This window comes from Amycolatopsis sp. La24 (assembly GCF_029087445.1).
GTDB classification, from domain to species: Bacteria; Actinomycetota; Actinomycetes; order Mycobacteriales; family Pseudonocardiaceae; genus Amycolatopsis; species Amycolatopsis nivea.
This window is the reverse complement of sequence record NZ_JARACH010000015.1, coordinates 24,777-44,415: the sequence shown is the minus strand read 5'-3', so window position 1 is coordinate 44,415 and position 19,639 is coordinate 24,777. Positions and strand designations below refer to the sequence as shown.

13 protein-coding genes are annotated in these 19,639 nt (G+C 70.5%); 6 read left to right on the top strand and 7 right to left on the bottom strand.

Features of this window, described 5'->3' with window-relative positions; all coding sequences use genetic code 11:
• Positions 1 to 129: 129 nt before the first annotated feature.
• The 3 genes from PUT80_RS16785 to PUT80_RS16775 all read right to left on the bottom strand — a co-directional run bounded on the left by PUT80_RS16785 (position 130) and on the right by PUT80_RS16775 (position 3,198).
• The gene (locus PUT80_RS16785) at positions 130 to 1,404 is read right to left on the bottom strand and encodes a YeeE/YedE family protein (protein ID WP_134667094.1); all 1,275 of its coding nucleotides are present in this window, start codon (positions 1,402 to 1,404) and stop codon (positions 130 to 132) included.
• 153 nt (positions 1,405 to 1,557) lie between these two features.
• Positions 1,558 to 2,190 carry a hypothetical protein gene (locus tag PUT80_RS16780; protein WP_275292750.1) on the bottom strand — a complete coding sequence of 211 codons (633 nt, stop codon included), beginning with the start codon at positions 2,188 to 2,190 and terminating at the stop codon, positions 1,558 to 1,560.
• Between the two features lie 147 nt (positions 2,191 to 2,337).
• Positions 2,338 to 3,198 (bottom strand): Bax inhibitor-1/YccA family protein, encoded by an 861-nt coding sequence (locus PUT80_RS16775; RefSeq protein ID WP_037816748.1) that lies wholly within the window; start codon positions 3,196 to 3,198, stop codon positions 2,338 to 2,340.
• Positions 3,199 to 3,518: 320 nt separating this feature from the next.
• Between PUT80_RS16775 and PUT80_RS16770 the strand changes: the two genes are divergently transcribed.
• The 4 genes from PUT80_RS16770 (at position 3,519) to PUT80_RS16755 (ending at position 9,220) form a co-directional block, all read left to right on the top strand.
• Positions 3,519 to 5,009 (top strand): SpaA isopeptide-forming pilin-related protein, encoded by a 1,491-nt coding sequence (locus PUT80_RS16770; RefSeq protein ID WP_275292748.1) that lies wholly within the window; start codon positions 3,519 to 3,521, stop codon positions 5,007 to 5,009.
• A 19-nt stretch (positions 5,010 to 5,028) separates the two neighbouring features.
• The gene (locus PUT80_RS16765; protein ID WP_037816753.1) at positions 5,029 to 5,742 is read left to right on the top strand and encodes a class F sortase; all 714 of its coding nucleotides are present in this window, start codon (positions 5,029 to 5,031) and stop codon (positions 5,740 to 5,742) included.
• 217 nt (positions 5,743 to 5,959) lie between these two features.
• Positions 5,960 to 7,951: an SDR family oxidoreductase gene (locus PUT80_RS16760; RefSeq protein ID WP_037816885.1), complete on the top strand. Its 1,992-nt coding sequence runs from the start codon at positions 5,960 to 5,962 to the stop codon at positions 7,949 to 7,951.
• A gap of 120 nt (positions 7,952 to 8,071) precedes the next feature.
• Entirely contained in the window at positions 8,072 to 9,220 is a 1,149-nt protein-coding gene (locus PUT80_RS16755; protein WP_275292745.1) for a cell division protein DivIVA, read from the top strand.
• A 518-nt stretch (positions 9,221 to 9,738) separates the two neighbouring features.
• Here PUT80_RS16755 and PUT80_RS16750 read toward each other — a convergent pair.
• From PUT80_RS16750 to PUT80_RS16735, 4 genes are all read right to left on the bottom strand, one after another.
• On the bottom strand, positions 9,739 to 11,058 hold the full coding sequence (locus PUT80_RS16750; RefSeq protein WP_275292743.1) for an amidase family protein: 1,320 nt from the start codon (positions 11,056 to 11,058) through the stop codon (positions 9,739 to 9,741).
• An 11-nt stretch (positions 11,059 to 11,069) separates the two neighbouring features.
• Complete coding sequence (locus tag PUT80_RS16745; protein WP_037816759.1) at positions 11,070 to 11,705, bottom strand: response regulator transcription factor; 636 nt, start codon at positions 11,703 to 11,705, stop codon at positions 11,070 to 11,072.
• 102 nt (positions 11,706 to 11,807) lie between these two features.
• Positions 11,808 to 12,071 carry a hypothetical protein gene (locus tag PUT80_RS16740; protein WP_275292740.1) on the bottom strand — a complete coding sequence of 88 codons (264 nt, stop codon included), beginning with the start codon at positions 12,069 to 12,071 and terminating at the stop codon, positions 11,808 to 11,810.
• Positions 12,068 to 12,346, bottom strand: a complete 279-nt coding sequence (locus tag PUT80_RS16735; protein ID WP_275292738.1) for a WXG100 family type VII secretion target — start codon at positions 12,344 to 12,346, stop codon at positions 12,068 to 12,070. Before PUT80_RS16735 ends, PUT80_RS16740 begins: the two co-directional genes overlap by 4 nt.
• Before the next feature lie 320 nt (positions 12,347 to 12,666).
• Here PUT80_RS16735 and PUT80_RS16730 point away from each other — a divergent pair, with 320 nt between their 5' ends.
• Positions 12,667 to 15,906 carry a BTAD domain-containing putative transcriptional regulator gene (locus PUT80_RS16730; RefSeq protein ID WP_275292736.1) on the top strand — a complete coding sequence of 1,080 codons (3,240 nt, stop codon included), beginning with the start codon at positions 12,667 to 12,669 and terminating at the stop codon, positions 15,904 to 15,906.
• 63 nt (positions 15,907 to 15,969) lie between these two features.
• A complete protein-coding gene (locus tag PUT80_RS16725) occupies positions 15,970 to 19,590 on the top strand; it encodes a BTAD domain-containing putative transcriptional regulator (RefSeq protein ID WP_275292734.1) in 3,621 nt (1,206 codons plus the stop codon).
• The last annotated feature ends 49 nt before the right edge of the window (positions 19,591 to 19,639 follow it).

Genomic DNA, 19,639 nt, shown 5'->3' with positions numbered 1-19,639 from the left:
CGGTTCCCCCTTGCGCGCGCTCCAGACTAGCCGAGCGGCAAGCGGCCACGCAGTCTTTTTCGCTGCCGGACGAAATGCGTGGGGACTTTTCGCGCAGTCACGATGACCTGCGAAAAGTCCCCGATCGGCTCAGCAGATACTGTCCGTGCGCACAGGGTTGCCCAAACCGAACAACGGCCGCAGTTTCAGCCCGATCCAGGTGCCGAAAAGCGCGAACGCGCCCCACAGCCAGCCGTGCAGGCTGCCGACGGAGATTCCGCCGAGGTACGCGCCGATGTTGCAGCCGTTCGCCAGTCGCGCGCCGATGCCCATGAGGATTCCGCCGAGGATCGCGGCGACCGCGGTGCGCCACGGGATCGAGCTGTGGATCTTCCACGCGCCCGCGGCCGCGGCGGCGACGAACGCGCCGATCATGATGCCGATGTCGGTGAGGCTCGTCTTGTCCTGCCAGATCGGCTTGGACAGAGACGTCGCGTTCGCCTTCAGCTGCCAGAACTCCCACTGCTCCGGGTGCAGTCCGAACACCTGGAGAATTTTCGCGCCCCACAGGCTGAACGCGCTCGTGACGCCCCAGATGCCGCCGGAAACCAGGTACACCGCGCCGGCCAGCACGCCGAGCACGACCGCGCCGGCGAGGATCGGCCAGGAGCCGCGGAAGATCCGGGCGAACCCGCGCGCGGTCGGCACGGTGTCGACCGGCGGCGGCACGCGGCGCTTCTGCACCACCCGGGTCGCGAGGACGATCGCGGCGAGCACCGCGATCGTGATCGCCCACGAACCGAACCAGCCGACGTGGTCCGACAGCAGGAACCCGGACACCTGCGGCCAGCCGGTGAACAGCGGATAGCCCCAGGTGTAGAGGACCGAACCGGTGATGAAACCGCCGAGGGTCAGCACGATCGTCGACTGCCCGGCACCGACCGCGAACAGCGTCCCGGACGCGCACGCGCCGCCGAGTTGCATGCCGATCGCGAACAACGTGGCCCCGACGAACAACGCGAGTCCGATCGGTCCGACGTTCGTCACCGGCACCGGTTTGCTGCCGAAGAGGCCCGCGCCGGTGCCGCAGATGAGGGCGATGAGCGTCGCGGCGGTGCCGAGCAGGAGGGTGTGCGCGCGGAGGCCCTGGCCGTTGCCGACGGCGATCAGCTGCCGCCACGCGGACGTGAACCCGAAGCGGGAGTGGAAAAGCGCGAGGCCGAGCGCCAGCCCCAGCACGAGCAGGACCCCGAACTTCGCGCCGTGCGCGGCCCAGACGTAGGCGGTCAGCCCGACCGCGAGCACCGCGGCGACGGCCAGCGGGACGACCTTGACCGGCTCCTCCGGTTTAGGCGCCGGAGCCGCGCACGAGGTGGGGAAGTCGAGAAGTTTTCGCTCGTCGACAGGGGAATCGGTGGTCGCCACCACGTCTCCTGAGGGGGTCGGGGATGAACGGGGCCCGCCCGGCGGCGGGCGGCGATCCACGTTAGGTCCCGGTGAGCCCCGGACGCAGCCTGTCTCACGGAGTGCGACGAACGGCCGAAACCGGGCGTCCGGACGGCCCCTTTGTACCGCCCGTCAGCTCTTGATGCAGATGGCTTCCTCCGGGTCGGAGTACCAGCGAACAGTGGTCGAACCGCTGCCCTCGCACGCCGACCGGTCCTTCGCGCCGGGCACCAGCTTGACGATCTCCGCGTTCTTCTGCGGATCGGTGCACGGCACCTTCTGGTACGTCGTGGTGGCGGTCTGGAGCCCGGCGAGGCAATCCCCTTGCTGCACGTTGGGGATGAGGCAGAGCACGCGGTGGTTCTTGCCGCCGGTGGTGTAGCGGTAGTAGTCGCCGCGCGGGCAGGTGCCGCTCCGGTTGGCGCGCGCGACCGCGACCTTGACGTTCGCCCCGGGATCGGCGCAGTCGACGGTTTTCGTCGTCGTGGTCGAGCCGGACTTCTCGATGTGCATGCAGTCGCTGGCGTGGGTGTTGCTGGTCGAGTTGCCGAACTTGAGGAAGCCGATGACGACCCCCGCCGCCACGACCACCACCGCTACGGCGACCAGCACCACGGTCCTGGTCGGGAAGTTCCGCTTCGGGCTCTGCTGGGGCGGCATCCCGCCCGGGCCGTAGTGCTGCTGGAACGGCGACTGGCCTTGCTGTCCGTAGCCCTGTTGTCCGTAGCCCTGCTGCGGTCCGTGCCCGTGCGGGGGAACGCTCACGTGATGCCTCGCAAACCCGAAAGAAAGATTCCGACCGGGCACATCCAACACGACGGCCTCGGGAGCGCGCAGAGCTTCCCGGCAGAAAAACAGAAAAGGCGCTCCGCGTAACGCGGAGCGCCCCTTCCCGGGAAACCTGTGCGACGGCTAGTCGCGCAGGTAAGACAGCAGACGCAGGATCTCGAGGTACAGCCACACCAGCGTGGTCATCAGGCCGAACGCGGCGTACCAAGCCCACTTCGACGGCATGCCGGCGCGGATCATCTTGTCGGCCTGGTCGAAGTCGAGCAGGAAGCTGAACGCGGCGATGCCGATGACCACCAGGCTGAAGACGATGGCGAGCGGGCTGCCGTCGCGCAGCGGGTTGAAGCCGAAGAACAGCGCGGTGACCAGGTTGACCAGCATCAGGATGGCGACGCCGGCGACCGCGCCGACGATCCACTTGGTCAGCTTCGGCGTGACCTTCACCGCGCCGGTCTTGTAGACGACCAGCATCGCGACGAACACGCCCGCGGTGCCGATGAGCGCCTGCAGGGCGATGCCCGGCAGGAACACCTCGAACAACCCGCTGAGCGCACCGAGGAACAGGCCCTCGGCGCCGGAGTAGACGAGCGTGAGCGGACCGCTCGGCTTCTGCTTGAAGATGATCACCAGCGACACGACGAGGCCCACCACGAGCCCGCCGATCAGCGCGCCGAGGAGCGGGCCGCTCGGCGAAAGCCTGCCGAGGGAGTCGCGCACGAGCTGGGACTGCGCCCAGATCGCGGTGAGCACGCCGACGACGAGCGCGACGCCGAGCGACATGCCGGTCTTGATGACGACGTCGTCGACCGTCATCGGACGGTCGGCGGAGGCGGTGCCCATCTGGCCAGGGCCGTAACCCGGGACGCCGCCTTGGCCCTGCGGCTGGCCGTAGGGCTGGTCGAAGCCGACGTTCGGCCCGTACTGCCCGGTCGCGGCCGCGCCGCGCGGGAGATTGCGGAACGCCGGGTTGCTGCTGGAACGCACCTGTCCTCCTGGACTTTATGGCACCTTGCATCGGGTTCAACGACCGCGGCGGCTCGCTGGTTCCCGTTCGGGTAAAGCAGATTTTACTCATCACCCGCACGGGTGGGGCCACCCCCGTTACGGCCACCGTAGGCGATGAAGGTCACGACCGTTCACCGCAGGTCACCCGATGGTCTCTAGACAACTCCCCCGCTGACCCGCGAACCTTCACATCGCGTGTCCGGGAAGTGACCGAACGCGTGTCGGGGAGTTGTTCGATCAGGTGAACTGCGAGGACGCCGTTCAGGCGTCGGCAGGCACGTCGAAGGAGCCAACACACCATGGGGTGGATCTCACGCCCGCGCGCTCGCTGGCGCGCGGCCACCGGGCTGGTCGCGACCGCACTGCTCGGCGCACTCTCCGTAACCGCGATCGGGGCGACCCCGGCCTCGGCGGCCGCCGTCACCGGCCACGGCCGAAACATCGAGCACAAAGAGTCAGACGGCGTCACATACAAGGACTGGCTCGGCTCCTACAAGGTGGGCGGCAAGGACGTTTTCTGCGTCAGCTTCCACCTGAAGGCGCCGGACAGCGACGAGGAATACCAACCAGGTCAAGATCTGCTGACGAAGTGGGGCAAGCCGCTGGCGCCCGACATCGCAGGCAACATCTCCTACCTGCTGTTGCGTTACGGCAACACCTCCGATGACGACGAGGCAGCCGCGCTCGCTCATCTGCTGCACTCGTGGACCGCCAAAACGCAGACGCCCGGCGACACGGACTTCGGCACGCCCCCGAACAAGGCGGCCTATCCCGAGGACAAATACTTCAAGCTCCTCACCCCGGAAGCCGCCAAGGACGTGGCCAAGATGAAGGCCGAGGCCGAGGCGAACCGCGGCCCGTGGACCGCGTCGGTCACCGCGCCGAAGGGCGATCAGCACCTCGGCCAGCCCGCGACCTGGACGGTCACGGTGAAGAACTCCAAGGGCAAAGGCATCCCGGACGTTCCGGTGAAGCTGACCGCCACCGACGGAACCATCGGCCAAGCGGACAAGCAGGCAGACACGGAGAAGGCGTCCGATTCTTCGGCGGGCAACTCCGCTCCGCAGGCCGCGCAGAAAGACACGACGCTGAAGACCGATGCGAACGGCACGGTCACGGTGAAGGTCACGCCGACCGGCGACCAGCCGAAGCTCGTCGCCTCGTTGTCCGCGCCCGCGGACAAGCCGACCGTGCAGAACCCGGTCAACACCAAGGACGGGATCCAGAGCGTCGTCGGCACCGGCGGCGAGAAGCAACTGACCGCCCAAGGCGTCGTCGCGGTGGCGAAGCCGGGCAAGGTGCAGGTCACCAAGACCGACGCCAAGACCGGCAAGGGCATCGGCGGCGCGACGCTGCGGGTCACCGGCAAGGACCGCAAGACCGCGGCCACCAGCCAGGACGGCAAGCCGCTGAACGGGCCCGACGGCCAGCCCGCCGTGGTCACCACCAGCGGCGAGAACGGCACGGCGACCGTCGAGAATCTGCTGGCCCCGCAAGAGGTCTGCGTGGTCGAGGTGAACGCGCCGCCGGGCTACACCAACGCGTTCGACCCGAACAATCCCCCCGCCGCGTGCGGATCGCTGACGCCGGGCGGCACACTCGCGCTGACTGTGGCCAACACGCCGAACGAAGTGCCGCACGCGATTCCCGCCGGCGACCTGCCGGTGACGATGGCCAAGGGCACTGTCGAGACGAGCTTCTCCACCGCTGGCATCGCGGGTCTCGCCGCGCTGGTGCTCGTCGGTTCGGGCCTGGTCGGGTTCGCCGCTCGGCGGTCGGCGCGGCGGTAAGCGAAAGCAGCAAGGGCAGATGAGCGGAAAAGGACGACTGGTCGGCGGGTTCGTGCTCGGCGCGGCAAGCGTGCTGGCAGTGGAACTCGCGACGGTCGTGATCAGTTCGCCGCCGACGACGGTGGTGGCCGGGAGCGCGTCCCCGGTCGCCGCCGCCGTTCCGGCCGCTTCCCCGCAGCAGTTGGCTCCCGCGCCGCCGCCGTCGAGCAGTTCAGCGGCGCCGCCGCCCAGCAGTTCGGCGGCCGCTCCGCCCGCGGCGCCCGCGGAGCATCGGCAAGCTCCGGAACCGGGGCCGCAGGCGCCGGGCACGATCCGGCTGCCCGGCGGCGGGACCGCGGCGATGGTGCGGCAGGACCTCGGGCCGGGCAACACGCTTCCGGTGCCGTCGGACATCGGCCAGGCGGCCTGGTGGGGCGCGGATCTGGAAGCGGTCAGCGGCGCGAGCGTGTTCGCGGGCCACGTGAACTGGCGCGGCGCGACCGGGCCGTTCTCGGAACTGTGGAGCGAGCGCATCGGCGGCGTGGTGACGATCGTGGACCGCGCGGGCAAGACGAGCCGGTACCGGATTTCGCAGCTGGTCACCGTGCACAAGAACGATCTGCCGAGCCGCGCCGACGATCTCTTCGGGCAGGCCGGTCCGCATCGGGTCGTCCTGGTGACCTGCGGCGGACGCTGGATCGGCGGGAGCGACGGGTACGAGGAGAACCGCGTCGTGATCGCGGACCCGGAGTGAGGGGTCCCCTCGCGACCCGCTGAACCCGCGCGAGGGGTCCATTCGCGCAGTTTCTGCGCGGCCCGTCGTTCGCGGAAATCCGCTGCCACCTGCGGGACCCCGTGCCGACGCTAAGTTACTTGCGAGTAACCTCACCCTGCCGCGTTGTGGTCAGGGCGGCGTCCATGCAGCAGAATGCCCATGGGTCCAGGCGGCGGCACGGCGGAGGGTGATGGAGATGGCGACGTTCTTGGTGACAGGCGCGACCGGGTTGATCGGGCGCCAGGTCACCCGGCAGCTGCTCACCCGGCCGGACGTGGAACGGGTCGCGCTGGTGGTGCGCGCGTCGTCGCGGGGGAAGCTGGCCGCGCTCGTCGACGCGTGGCCGCATCCGGACCGGGTCACGCTCGTGACCGGCGACCTCGGCGAACCGCTGATGGGAGTGTCCGAGGCGGACCGGGAGGCGCTGCGCGGCGTCGACCACGTCATCCACCTCGCCGCGCTCTACGACATCACCGCGGACGACGAAACCAGCATCCGGGCCAATGTGGACGGTACGCAGAACGTCATCGACCTCGCCGCGGACCTGAACGCCGGGTGCCTGCACCACGTCTCGTCGGTCGCCGTCGCGGGCGACCACGAAGGACTGTTCACCGAGGACATGTTCGACGTGGGACAGCGGCTGATCACGCCGTACCACCGCACCAAATTCGAAGCCGAGAAGCTCGTCCGGGACCAGCACGAGGTGCCGTGGCGGGTGTACCGGCCCGCGGTCGTGGTCGGCGATTCGCAGACCGGCGAGATGGACAAGATCGACGGCCCGTACTACCTCTTCCCCGCGATCAGCAGGCTCGCCGGGCTGCCCGACGTCCCGTCCGCCGGACCGGATCTGGGCGACACCAACGTGGTTCCGGTCGACTACGTCGCGAAGGCCCTGCTGGAGCTGGTCACCACCCCGGGTCTCGACGGCCGCGCCTTCCACCTCGTGAACCCCGAACCGCAGCCGGTGGTGTCGGTCTACAACGCGTTCGCCCGCGCCGCCGGGGCGCCGACGATCACCGTGCAGCTCGGCGACAGGGTGTCGAAGGGAATCGTCGGGCTGGTCAAGCTCAGCGAACACATTCCCGGGTTCACCATCGCCCGCGACGCGGTGCTGGAGCGGCTCGGCATTCCGCCGGTGCTGCTGGAAACGATGGCTTTCCCGTCGGTGTTCGCGTCCGCGGAGACGCGCAAGGCGCTGGCCGGAAGCGGCGTCGAGGTGCCGCGGCTCGAGGAATACGCCCCCACGCTGTGGCGCTACTGGCGCGAACACCTCGACCCGTTCCGCGCGCGCAAGCACGGTCCGCGCGGCGAACTGGACGGCCGCCGCGTGATCATCACCGGCGCGTCGTCGGGCATCGGCCGGGCGACCGCGCTGAAGGTCGCCGCGGCGGGCGGGGTGCCGCTGCTGGTCGCGCGGCGGCAGCACGAACTGGAAGAAGTGCGCGACGAGATCATCGCGGCAGGCGGCACCGCGTCGGTGTACCCGGCCGACCTCACCGACGAGGATTCGGTGCGCAAGGCCGTGGACGCGATGCTGTCCGAACACGGCCGGATCGACATGCTCGTGAACAACGCCGGCCGCTCGATCCGGCGGTCGATCAAGCTGTCGTACGACCGGATGCACGACTACGAGCGCGCGATGGCGATCAACTACTTCGGCGCGGTGCGGCTGATCCTGGCGGTCCTCCCGCACATGTCGGAGCGGAAATTCGGGCACATCGTGAACGTGTCCTCGATCGGCGTGCAGGGAATCGCGCCGCGGTTTTCCGCCTATGCCGCGTCGAAGGCCGCGCTGGACTACTTCTCCCGGATAGCGGCGACCGAAACGCACGGCGACGGGATCACCTTCACCACCATCCACATGCCGCTCGTGCGCACGCCGATGATCCGGCCGACGAAGATCTACGACGCGTTCCCCACGAAATCGCCGGAGCAGGCGGCGGACATGGTGCTGAAGGCGCTGATCCAGCGGCCGAAGCACATCGGCACCCCGGCGGGCCAGGCGATCGGGCTCACCTACACGCTCGCGCCGGGGCTGACCGACGCGATCGCGTACCAGGGTTTCCGGATCTTCCCGGATTCCGCGGCGGCGGGCGGCAGCGGGAAACTGAAGATCGGGCGGGGCGAGAAACACCTGTCCCGCGCGGCGATGGCGCTGGCCCGGCTGTCGCGCGGCTTCCACTGGTAGTGACGGCTTCGCGCGGCGGGTGAGGCCGTTCAGGCGAGATCGACAGGAAGAATCGACCCGGGGCGGTGATTCGCCACTCCTGGCGGCACGCACGCCAGGTGCGCGGGTACGGTCGTGGGCATGGTTCCCGAGCGAGACAACGGCCTCCTCCCGCTGCGGCGCGAGTACACCGAAGCCTGGCGCGGCTTCGACCGCACCGAGGTGCGGCAGTACCTCGACCACCTCGAAAGCCAGCTGCACCGGCTGATCACCGACCGCGACGCGGCGGCCGCCCAGGTCGCCACGCTGTCGCGCGAACTCGAGACGACGCGCGGCGAGGTGTCGAAGCTGCAGTCGCGGGTCGAGGAACTGATGAAGCCGCCGGAGCGGCTCGAGGACCTGGACGAGCGGATGCAGCGCACCGTCACGCTCGCGAACGCGCGGGCCGAGGAGATCACCAAGCGCGCGCAGGTGGCGGCGGAGAAGCACTGGGCGTCGTCCACCGAGGCGTCCACGAAGCTGCGCGAGCGGTACCACCGCCTGGTCGAGGAGCTGGACAAGCAGGCCGAAGCGCTGCACTCGGAGCACGAGGCCGCGCTGAAGGAAACCCGCGCCGAAGTGCAGCGGCTGACGGTCGAGGCGGCGCAGCGCCGGGAACTCCTCGACAACGAAGCCGAGCGCAAGCGCCGCAAGATCGAGCGTGATTTCGACGCGAAGATCACCGCCGAGCGCACCGCGCACGAAAAGATGATCGCCGACCAGCGCACGGCCAGCAAAAACCAGGCCGAACGCCGCATCGCGGAAGCCACCGCGGAGGCGACCCGCCGCGTCGAGGAGGCGACGGCGGAGGCCAAGCGCCGTCTCGACGAGGCGACCACGCAGGCAGCCCAGCGCACCACCGCGGCGACGCGCAAGGTCGAGCGGCTCGCCGAGATCCGCGAACAGGCCCGCAAGAACCTGGCGCTGGCGGACGAGGTCCTCGGCCGCAGCGAAGGCTTGCTCACGGCTCTGCCGTCGGAATCGGTGCTGCCCGCCGCGTCAAAACTGGTCGGCGGCGACGACCCGGCGAAGCCAGACCCCTCGCCGGCCCCGGTCGAGCCGAAGCCCGCACCGTCGCCGAAGCCGAAGGGCGAGAACGGTTCTGCTGCCAAGGGCGCGCCCGGGAACGGCTCGTCCGCGAATGGCGGGGCGACGGAAAGCTCCGCTGGGAACGGCGCGAAGAACGGCAACGGTTCGACGGCGAACGGCGCGAAGTCCCAGCCGCAGACGGCGGGCAAGCCGAGCAGCTGACCCACGGCATCCAGTGAGCCCGTCGGACCGGACATGGTTCGGCGGGCTCACTGCGGCCAAGTCCCAGCGACGAACGGCGGGCAAGCCAAGCAACTTAGCCACGGCATGCGGTGAGGCCGCCAACCTGGGCATGGCCCGGCGGGCACCAACGCCAAGTCCCAGCCACAGACGGCGGGCGAGCCCAGCAACTTAGCCCGGCCCGCAGAGCCCGGGTTGCCTCGGCTGCCGACGGATCGGCGCAGCGGCGCGGTATGGCGTGCTTGTCGGTGCGGCGGATTCCAACGCAGCTCTGAACCTCAGGGGCACCTCAGTCCGCTGACGGCCTGGTTGGTGCGCAGCGGGCGTGGATTTCTGCCCATGCCGCGGGCGACACCAGCGCGGCGGCTAACCGAGCCTCCGTAAAGCCTGTCCGCAGGAGAGGGAGCCTGCTTATCGGCAAGACGCGCGCGGTCCCACCAACCACGCAAGCCGAGCCGGGGCCTGAGATCAAGTCCGTGAAGGCATCAAGCCAGTAAGCCCTAGACCGTCCGCGGCCAGGGGTTCGCCGATTCCAGTTCCGCCGCCAGCCCCAGCAGCACTGGTTCCCCGCCGGGGCGGGCCACTAGTTGCACGCACATCGCCAGGTCATGGACGGGGTGCCGGGCCACCGGGACCGAGAGCGCGGGGTATCCGGCCAGGTTCCACGGGCCGGTGAATGACGCCACCCTCGAGGACGGGACTGCGTTCGCCAGCCACGGCTCGCGGTGCCAGCGGCGGGCTTTCAGCGGCAAGGTCGCCAACGTCGGGGTCACCAGCACGTCGTGGGACTCGAAGAACTGCTCCGCGATCGCCTCCCATTCGTCGCGGGCTCGGTCGTTGACCAGGCGTGCCGTCAGGCGGCCGAGGCGGACGTGGACGCGAGTGCGGGGTTGCAGGCGCGACAGGTCGAAGCTGCCTGCGGCCTGCTCGGCCGGACCGGCGAACCAGCGGCTGACCAGGCCGCCTAGGGCGCGGAGTGGGTAGGCGGGGGTCGCGGAAGTGACGGTGTGGCCAGCCGAAAGGAGCGAAGCGGCCTGGTCGACGGCGGCGCGGAGCGGGCGCGACAGTGGGGCTCGGGTGAACGGGACCTGGGTGGAGGTCGCGATGCGCAGGGAACCCGGGGGCGTCAGGGTGGCCCATTCCGGGCGGTCGGCCAGGACGGACATCAGGAGGGCGGCGTCGGCGACGGTCGTGGTCAGTGGGCCGTGGGTGGAGAGGCCGAACCAGCCTGGAGCGTCTTCGCGGACCACGTCGCGGCCGGGTTTCAGGCCTACGATGCCGCACATTCCGGCGGGCAAGCGAATGGATCCCAGACCGTCGGTGCCGTGGGCGATTGGGACCAGGCCCGCGGCTACCGCAGCCGCGCTGCCGCCTGAGGAACCGCCTGCGGTGAAGGCTGGGTTGCGGGGGTTTCGGGCGATCCCGGATGGGTCGTCGCTGGTCGGGAAGATGCACAGCTCCGGCACGCGGGTCAGGCCGACGATGACGGCACCGGCTGCGCGCAGGCGGGTGGCGATCAGGCCGTCGGCGGTCGCCAGGTCGCGGGGGCCTGCTTCTGAACCCCAGCCCTGGTATTCGCCAGCGACTTCGGTGACATCTTTGACCGCGACGGGGACGCCGGCCAGCGGTAGCGAAGCGAGGTCCGGGCGGGCCGCGACTTCGGCGGCTTCGGCTCGGGCCTCGGCGAAGCGCACGCGGCGGAACGCGCCGACGACGCCGTCCGCTGCTGCGATCCGGGCGAGGGCTTCCTCGGTCACCTGGACCGGGTCCAGCTCCCCTGCCCGCACTCCGCGAGCGATCTCTACTGCCGTCTGCGCCATGGGTCAGAAGACTAGATCGCGCCGGCGCGCAGGGCATAGGCCACGGCGTGCGCACGGTTGTTCAGACCGCAGCGGGTCATCAGGCCGTACAGCACGTTCTTGACCGTCCGCTCCGAATAACAGAGCTTCGTCGCGATCTCCTCGGTGCCATAGCCCTCGGCGACCAGACGCAGCACGTCGCATTCGCGCGACGCCAGGCCGGACAGCGTGAGGCCGTTCGGCTCCAGCACGTCGCGGCGCATTCGCTGCACCTGTGCGAGCAGCGCGCCCTGCAGCCGCGGCGGGAGCGTCGCCGTGCCGTCGCCCGCGGCCAGCACTGCCGCGACCAGTTCGCCGCCGCCGGTTTCGCGGCGCGGCAGGATCGCGACGACCCCGCATTCGACGGCCGTCATCAGGTCGCTCTCGCGGAAATGGTCGACCACGATCACCAGATGCGGTCCGGTCAGCTGCTCGGACTGCCTGCCGAGGTCCCGCACCTGCGACAGCACCCGGTCGGTCACGTGCTCCTCCATCACGAGGACCACGTCCGCCTGGCTCGCCGCGTCCTGGCCGAGCAGGACCAGTTCCGGGCGCGAACCCAGCAGGCTCGCGGCTCCGGCCCGGGTGATCGGGTCCGAGGCGAGCACTGCGACCTTGACGAGCTTCACGGTTACCCCCTTCACATTGCCTGGACGCAGTGTGGCGGGCGAGACTTCACGTTTTCTGGCGCGCTCGTGAAGGCCGGTGGAGAAAACCAGGGTTTTCCCTGTTCAGCGGCCTCTTTTCGGGTCTGGAGACGAGATCTCGCGGAAGGCTTGCGCCGCCCGGTCGAGGCATTCGGGCATCCGGTCGAGCGCGGCGACCCACTCCCGTTTGGCCTCCCGGTAGCGGGCGCGCGCGGCGGCGGGCCAGGCGGCCACCTCGGGTTCCACCGCCGACTCCAGTTCCGCCAGCACCGCGTCGAGGTCGGCGGTCGTGCGGCGGATCCGGGACAACACTTCGGCGGCCTGCTCGAAGCCGGGATCGCCGCTCATCGATGATCAGGGCACCGCACGCGCTCATTTGAGCACAGTGCGGTGGTGGACGCGGCCGTACCGCGCGCGACGTCCACGAGATCTGCCAGACTTGCCAGAATGCGATCGAACTGCTGCTCCCAATCGTTCATCGCCTGGCCGAAGCGCACCGCCGCCTCGCCGCGCCACGACGCCTGCAGCGCCGCCATTTCGCTGTTCACCGTGCCGAAACAGGCGTTCGCCGCGTCGATCGCCGCCGCGAACCTCGCCCCCGCCGGGGCCGGAACCGGGTCCACGCCTCCTCCTCACCACCGTCGCGCCGAAGCCGCGAATCGAGCGCGCGGGTTCCTCATCGAGGCTGCCGCAGGGATTCCCGTCCGGAAACCGGGGAGCGCGGCCGATGCCCCTTTGTCGCGGCAGGTGTGCCTGCCGGACCGCCCGGCCGGTTTGCCCGGCGTTCACCGGCGGGCCTCTCCCCCGACTCTGTCCACCGGACAATTCGCTGGACAAGACCGGCAAAAGCAACCCGGGGCGGTCCCGCGACGTCACCTTTTCGGCGTAAGCTCACCAGTGGCATCCGGCGTGTGACGATCCGTCAGCGCGTGAAGGGAGACCGATGTCGGCATCCGGCGGCGTCCCGGCGCCGGAAATCCAGCTGCTCGGACCGGTGCGAGCCTGGCTCGGCGACCGGCAGCTCGACCTCGGTTCCGCTCATCGGCGCACAGTCTTCGCAGTACTGGCCTTCTCGCCGAACCGCACCGTCTCCCGCGAAGTGCTCATCGACGCGGTGTGGGGCGACGCTCCCCCGGCCAGCGCGCAGGGGAGCATCTACACCTATATCTCCGGGCTGCGCCGCGTCCTCGAACCGGGCCGCCGCAAAGGCGCCGAATCACGGCTGATCGCGTCCACCGGATCCGGCTACTCGCTCTGTGTCGAACCGGAGCAGATCGACGTCCACCGCTTCAGCGCGCTGCGCGACCTCGGCAACCGGCTGCTCGCCGAGGGACGCCGGGCCGAAGCACGGAGCGTGCTCGACGAGGCTCTCGCGGAGTGGGACGGCACGCCGCTGCAATGTCTCTCCGGGCATTACGCGACCGCGCAGCGGGTGCGGCTGGAGGAACTGCGGCTGGCGACCGTCGAACGCCGGGCCGAGCTGGCGATGGACTCGGGCGAATCCGCCGGGCTCGTCACGCAGCTCGGCGAACTCGCCGCGGAACATCCGTTCCGCGAGCCGCTGCACGGACTGCTCATGCGAGCACTCGACCAGGCCGGCCGGCATCACGAGGCGCTCACCGTCTACACCGAGCTGCGCGAGCGGCTGGTCGAAGCGTCCGGCACCGAGCCGGGTCCCGCGCTGCGGGAGCTGTACGAAAAGCTGCTGGCCGTTGATGAGGCGGTCACGCCCGCTCCGGTCACGAAGGTCCCCCGCTTCCCGTTGCCGGTGCTGCCGCCGCGTCCGGCGACGTTCGTCGGGCGGGAAGACGAACTGCAGCTGCTCAGCGAAGCCGTCGCCGGTCTCGGCGGCGGCCTCGGCCGTTCGGTGTGGGTGAAGGGCGAACCGGGAATCGGCCGGACCGCGCTGCTGGCCGAAACCGTCGCGCTGGCACACGAAACCGGTTACCCGGCGCTGTTCGCCGCCGCGGACTCGCTCGACCAGGGCTTCGCGCTGCGTCCGCTGCTGGACGCGCTCGGCGTGCACCCGCGGGCCTCGGACCTGCGCCGCGCGGAACTCGCGGTGGCGCTCGCCGAGAACCCGGACCTGGACCCGGTGCAGGGCATTCTCGGACTGGTCCGGCAGCTGTGCGCGGACGGCCCGCTCGTGCTCGTGGTCGACGATCTGCAGTGGGCCGACGAAACGACGTTGCAGGTGTGGCAGCACCTCGCTCGCGAGACCCGGCGGCTGCCGCTGCTGCTCGTCGGAGCGAGCCGTCCGCTCCCCCGCTCGGCCGCGCTCGAAGCGCTGGCCGCGGACCTGTCTTCCGGCGCGACCTCGCTGCTGCGGCTGGAACCGTTGCAGGACCACGAGATCCGGAAGATCGCCGCGGATCTCACCGGTGCGCCGCCGAACCGGATGTTCTCGGTGCTGCTCGGCCACGCCGCCGGAAACCCGCGCTACGCCACGGAAATCGTCGAAACCCTGCTCGCCAATTCAATGATCCTGCTCGACGGCGCGCACGCCATTGTGGACGGTTCCTCGTGCCGCTCGATCCCGTCGCCGCTCGGCTCGCGGGTCACGCTGTATCTGATCTTCCTCTCCAGCTCCGCGCGAGACCTGTTGCGCTGGGCCGCCTTGCTGGGCAAGGAATTCTCGCTCGCCGACATCGCGATCGCCACCGAACGCGCGCCGACCGCGCTCGTCGCCGCGGTCGAGGAGGCGCTCACTGCGGGAGTGCTGGTCGAGTCCGGCGATCTGCTCGCGTTCCGGCATCCGTTGCTGCGCCGCGTGTTGTACGAAAAGACGCCAGCCGCGATGCGCGTCGCGCTGCACCGGCAGCTGGCCGAAGCGCTCGATGGTGCGGGAGCGGGTGCGGAACGCGTCGCCGAACAACTGGCGGCGGCGCCCGCGCAGGTTGACCCGTGGATGGCGAACTGGCTGGTCGAGCACATCGGCACGGTCGCCGCGCAGTCGCCGCGGGTCGCGGTGGATCTGCTCAAACAGGTGGTCAAGCAGGCTGTGCTGCCCGCCGAGGCCCGCGAACCGCTCACCGCCACGCTCGCCCGGCTGCTGTTCTGGCTCGGCCGGGAGCCGGAGGCGGAAGCGCGTTCGGTCGTCGCGCGCACCCAGGACAGCAGGCAGGCCGCGGAAATGCGCTGGATCCTCGCCTACATCTATTACCGGCGCGGCGAATTCGCCGAAGCCTCCGCGGAAGTCCGCCGTACGCTGGCCGATCCGAAGGTGCCGGAGATGTGGCGCGGGCGGCACGAAACCCTGCGCGTGACCATCGAGCGGTTCGCCGTCGACCATCGAGCGGCCGCACCGGATCTGTCCGAACTGGGTGTGCTGGACGGGCTCGACAACGACGCGGACCTGAGCACCGCGCGCCGGCTGGCCGCGACCCGGGCGGTGCCCGGCGAGATGCACCTGGCCGGCGCGGTGCACTACTACTGGCGCGGCCGGTGGGGCGAGGCGCTCGCCGAACTCGACACGGTGATCCGGGGCGGTGCGGAAACCGCGTCGTATGTGTTGCGCAGCCCGGGATCGGCGTTGCTGGTGCACGGCGTCGGCGCGCTGATCGCGAGCCACCGGGACGAACCGGACGAGGCGCGCGCACACCTCGACGCGGCGGCCCGGCACCAGTTCCCGCACGGCCTCGAACCGAACGGCGGCGACTACCTGCTCGCCGCGCGCGCCCAGCTCGCCGAGCTGGAAGGCGATCCGGAAGCCGCGCTCGCCGCGCTTCTCCCGTTGCTGGGCCAGAACTATCCGCCCGCGGCGCGCCAGCAGTGGCTGCCCGACCTCGCCCGGCTCGCCATGCAGCTCGGCGACCAGCCGCACGCGTTCCGGGCGCTGCGGCTGATGGGCGACACCAGCGGGTACGACACTCCGCCGTCGCACACCGCGGCCACCGCGCACTGCCGGGGCCTGGTCACCGCGGATCCGGACGCGATCCTCGGCGCCGCCACGCACTACGAGGCCGCCGGACGGATGCTCAAACACGCTCGGGCCAGCGAGGACGCCGCGATCCTGCTCGCCGAGTACCGCCGTCTCGACGAGGCGCGCACGGCTTTCCTCGCGGCACTCACCAGCTACACCTCGGTCGGCGCGGCTTGGGACGTGCGGCGGGCCGAGACGCGGATGCAGCCGTACGGCATCCGGCGGGCCAGTCCGGTCCGCGCGCGTGCGGCAGGAGAGTGAACCGGGGTGGACTCGCGTCCATGATCGACCGGTAAACTCGGTCAACACGGCGAATGGAACGGCATGCCAGGGGATTTGCGGGTGACGGCGCTCGGCCCGTTGCGCGCCTGGCGCGGGACGACCGAAATCTCGCTCGGACCCGCGCGGCAGCGGGCGGTCTTCGCCATGCTGGCGGTCGCCGCCGGACGGCCGGTGCCGCGCGCGGAACTGATCGCGGGCGTGTGGGGCGAGTCGCCGCCGGCCAGTGTCGAAGGCAGCGTGCACACCTACATTTCCGGGCTGCGCCGCGCGCTGGAACCCGAACGCACCCGATGGTCCGCCTCGACGGTGCTCGGGTCCGGCCCGGCGGGGTACACGCTCGACCTCGCGCCGGAAGCGCTGGACGCGGCGAAGTTCGAGCAGCACCGGGAGAACGGCAAACGCGAGGCTGAGGCCGGGGCGCACAACCGGGCGGTGGCTGAATTCAGTGCCGCTCTCAAGCTCTGGCACGGCGAAGCGCTGTCCGGCGTGCCCGGCAATTTCGCCGAGCGGCATCGCGCGTACCTGGCCGAGCTGCGGCTGGACACCCTGGACCGAGCTGCCCGCAGCAGGCTGGAAATGGGCGGCCACCAGGAGATCATCGCCGAGCTGACCGCGCTCACCGCCGAGTATCCGCTGCGCGAATCGCTGCGGGCCTCGCTGATGCTCGCGCTCTACCGCAGCGGCCGGCATTCCGACGCGCTCGACGTCTTCCGCGACGCGCGCCGCACGATCCGCGCCGAACTGGGCGTGGAGCCCGGTCCGGGGCTGCGCGAACTGCACCAGCGCGTGCTCTCCGAGGATCCGGCGCTGGACCTGCCGCGGCCCGAGGTGCCGGAGCCGGTCGTGCGGGTGCCGCAGGACCCGTTGCTCGGCCGGGAAGCCGAGGTCGGCAAGCTGCGCAAGCTTCTCGACGGCGTCCGCGCGGGCCGCGGGCGGGCGGTGTGGATCGAGGGCGAGGCCGGGATCGGGAAGTCGGAGCTGCTGGCGCACGCGTTCGGCGACGCCGGTGGTCTGCAGGTCGCCTGGGTCGCCGCGGACGAGCTGAGCATGCGGTTCCCGTTGCAGGTCATGCATGAATGCCTGGCGATTGACGCGCATTCGCCGGATCCGCGCCGGGCGCGCGTCGCGCTGAGCAGCGAGGAACCCGTGCGGCGCGTCGGCGACCCGGTGCTGGATTCGGTGGACCGGCTGCTCGCGCTCGTCGACGAACTGTGTGCCGAATCGCCGCTGTTGCTCGTGGTCGACGATTTGCAGTGGGCGGACGAGTCGAGCGTGCTGGTGTGGCACCGGTTGTCCGCGGCTGCCCGGCAGCTGCCGTTGCTGCTGGTCGCCGCGACGCGACCGGCGCCGGAGCGGCCGGAAATGACTCAGCTGCGCCGCGGCGTCGAGACCCGGGACGGCATCGTGCTCGACCTCGGTCCGCTCGGCGAGGACGACGTTCTGTGCCTGCTGCAGCGGCAGATCGGCGCGGATCCCGGGCCGCGGCTGCGCGACCTGACCGCTCGTGCCGGCGGCAATCCGTTGTACCTCAAGGAAATGCTGGACGCGCTGGTGCACTCCGGCGCGGTCAAGCACCTTGACGGGCTCGCCGACGTCCCGGATCCGCTGCGGTTCGAGCCGCCGGAATCGATCGTCGCGGCGGTCAACCGGCGGCTGGAGCTGCTGCCCGAGCAGACCCGGCACGTGCTCGGCTGGGGCGCGATTCTCGGCATGGAGTTCGCGGTCGGCGACATCGCGGCGGTGCTCGGACAGCGTCCCTCGGATCTGCTCGGTCCGCTCGAAGCGGCGTTGGCGGACAACATCCTGCTCGACACTGGAACCCAGCTCGCGTTCCGGCTTCCGTTGCTGCGCCAGACGTTGTACCACCATCTGCCGCCGGAAACGCGGGCCGTGCAGCATCGGCAGGCGGCCGAAGCCCTGGCCAAGATCGGCGCGCCGGTGAAGCGGGTCGCCGAGCAGCTCGTGGCCGTTCCGTCCACTGTGGACCCGTGGGTGCTGGACTGGCTCGTGGAACACCAGAGCGCGGTGTCGAACCGGGCCCCGCTGATCGCGGTCGAGCTGCTGGAGCGCGCGCTCGCCGTGGTCGAGGACGACGATCCGCGCCGCGAACCGTTGCTGGTCGCGCTGGTGCGGGTGTTGTTCCGGCTCGAACGCAGCCCGGAAGACCTTGCGTTGCAAGCGCTTGCGGCGTCGCGCGATCCGGACAACGCGGCGGAGATGCGCCACGTCGTGTCCGCGATGCGGTTCCGCCGCGGCGACGTGCAGCTCGCGGTGGAGACGCTCGGGAATCCGGCGGAGGATCCGGGAGTGCCGGAGCTGTGGCGGGTCCGCGGCCGCCATTTGCTCGCGAACTTCCGGCGCGGCGGGCTCGACGACCTCGACGTCGCGGAGAAGACCGCGCATCGCGCGCGGGCCGAGGCGGACGGCGACCGCTACCTCACCGCGCACGCGCTGCAGACGTTGTGGCTGGTCGATTCCGTGCGGCGGCACCACGCCAGCGCGCTGAAGCACGTGGACGAGGCGATCGCGGCCGTCGGCGACGAGCACGAATTGGCCGACCTGCACCTGGATCTGCTGGACAACCGCGTCTTCACGCTGCAGAACCTCGACCGGCTGGACGACGCGAACCGCACGTTGCAAGAGGCCGCCGAGGTGACGCGGCGGCACAGCATGCCGAGCGGGTTGCAGGTTTCCGTTGCGGTGCACCGGTATTGGGAAGGCCGGTGGGACGAAGCGCTGGTCGAACTGGACACGGTGACCGAGGACGGTCCGGCGATCACTTTCTTCGGCCTGCGGGAACCGGGTGCGGCGGCGCTGCTGCTGCACGGGGTCGCGGCGCTCATCGCGGCGCGGCGGGGCGAGCACGCGCAGGCGGCGGCGCTGCTGGACGCGGCGGAGGAACACGCGCCCGCGACCAGTGCCGAGCGGGAGAGTTTCGACTTTCTGCTTGCCGCGCACGCGCTGGTCGCCTATCAGGAGGGTGATCTGCAGAAGGCGATCACCGTGTTCGAGCCGATTCTGAATCCGACTTACGCGCAGATGATGTTGCGGCATCAGTGGTTGCCGCAGTTCGCGCAGATCGCGCTGGCGGCGGGCGACCGAGCCGCGGCGGAGCGGGCGCTGGCGGTGTGTGTCGAAGAGGCGGAGAAGGAACTCGAACCGGCGCGGGCGTTCGCGGCCGCGGAATGGTGCCGGGGGTTGCTGGGCGAGGATCCGGAGCCGGTGCTGCGGACGGTGGAGCATTTCCGCGCGGTGGGGCGGAAACCGGAGCTGGCCAGCGCACTGGAGGACTCGGCGGTGCTGCTGGCTCGGGTGGGTCGGCTGGACGACGCGCAGGCCGCGTTCGATGAGGCGGCTTCGCTGTACACGGAGCTTTCCGCGGCGTGGAATCTGGAGCACGCGGAGACGCGGTTGCAGGCGGTCGGCGTGCAGCGTGGGACCTCGCTGGCGTCGGCGCGGCCGGAGCACGGGTGGGAGTCGCTGTCGACGCTGGAGGTCCGGATCGCCCGGCTCGTCGCGGCTGGGCGGTCGAATCCAGAGATCGCGACGGAGCTTCGACTGCCTCGGCGGACGGTGCAGGCGCATGTCGTGCGGTTGCTCGGGAAGTTGGATGCGCCGTCACGCAGTGAGCTGGCGACCGCCGTGGCGCGCCGGACGGGGTGACGAAAGTCGGGGGTCGCTGGCGACGGTCGGCGGGCGCGCGCAACCCGGC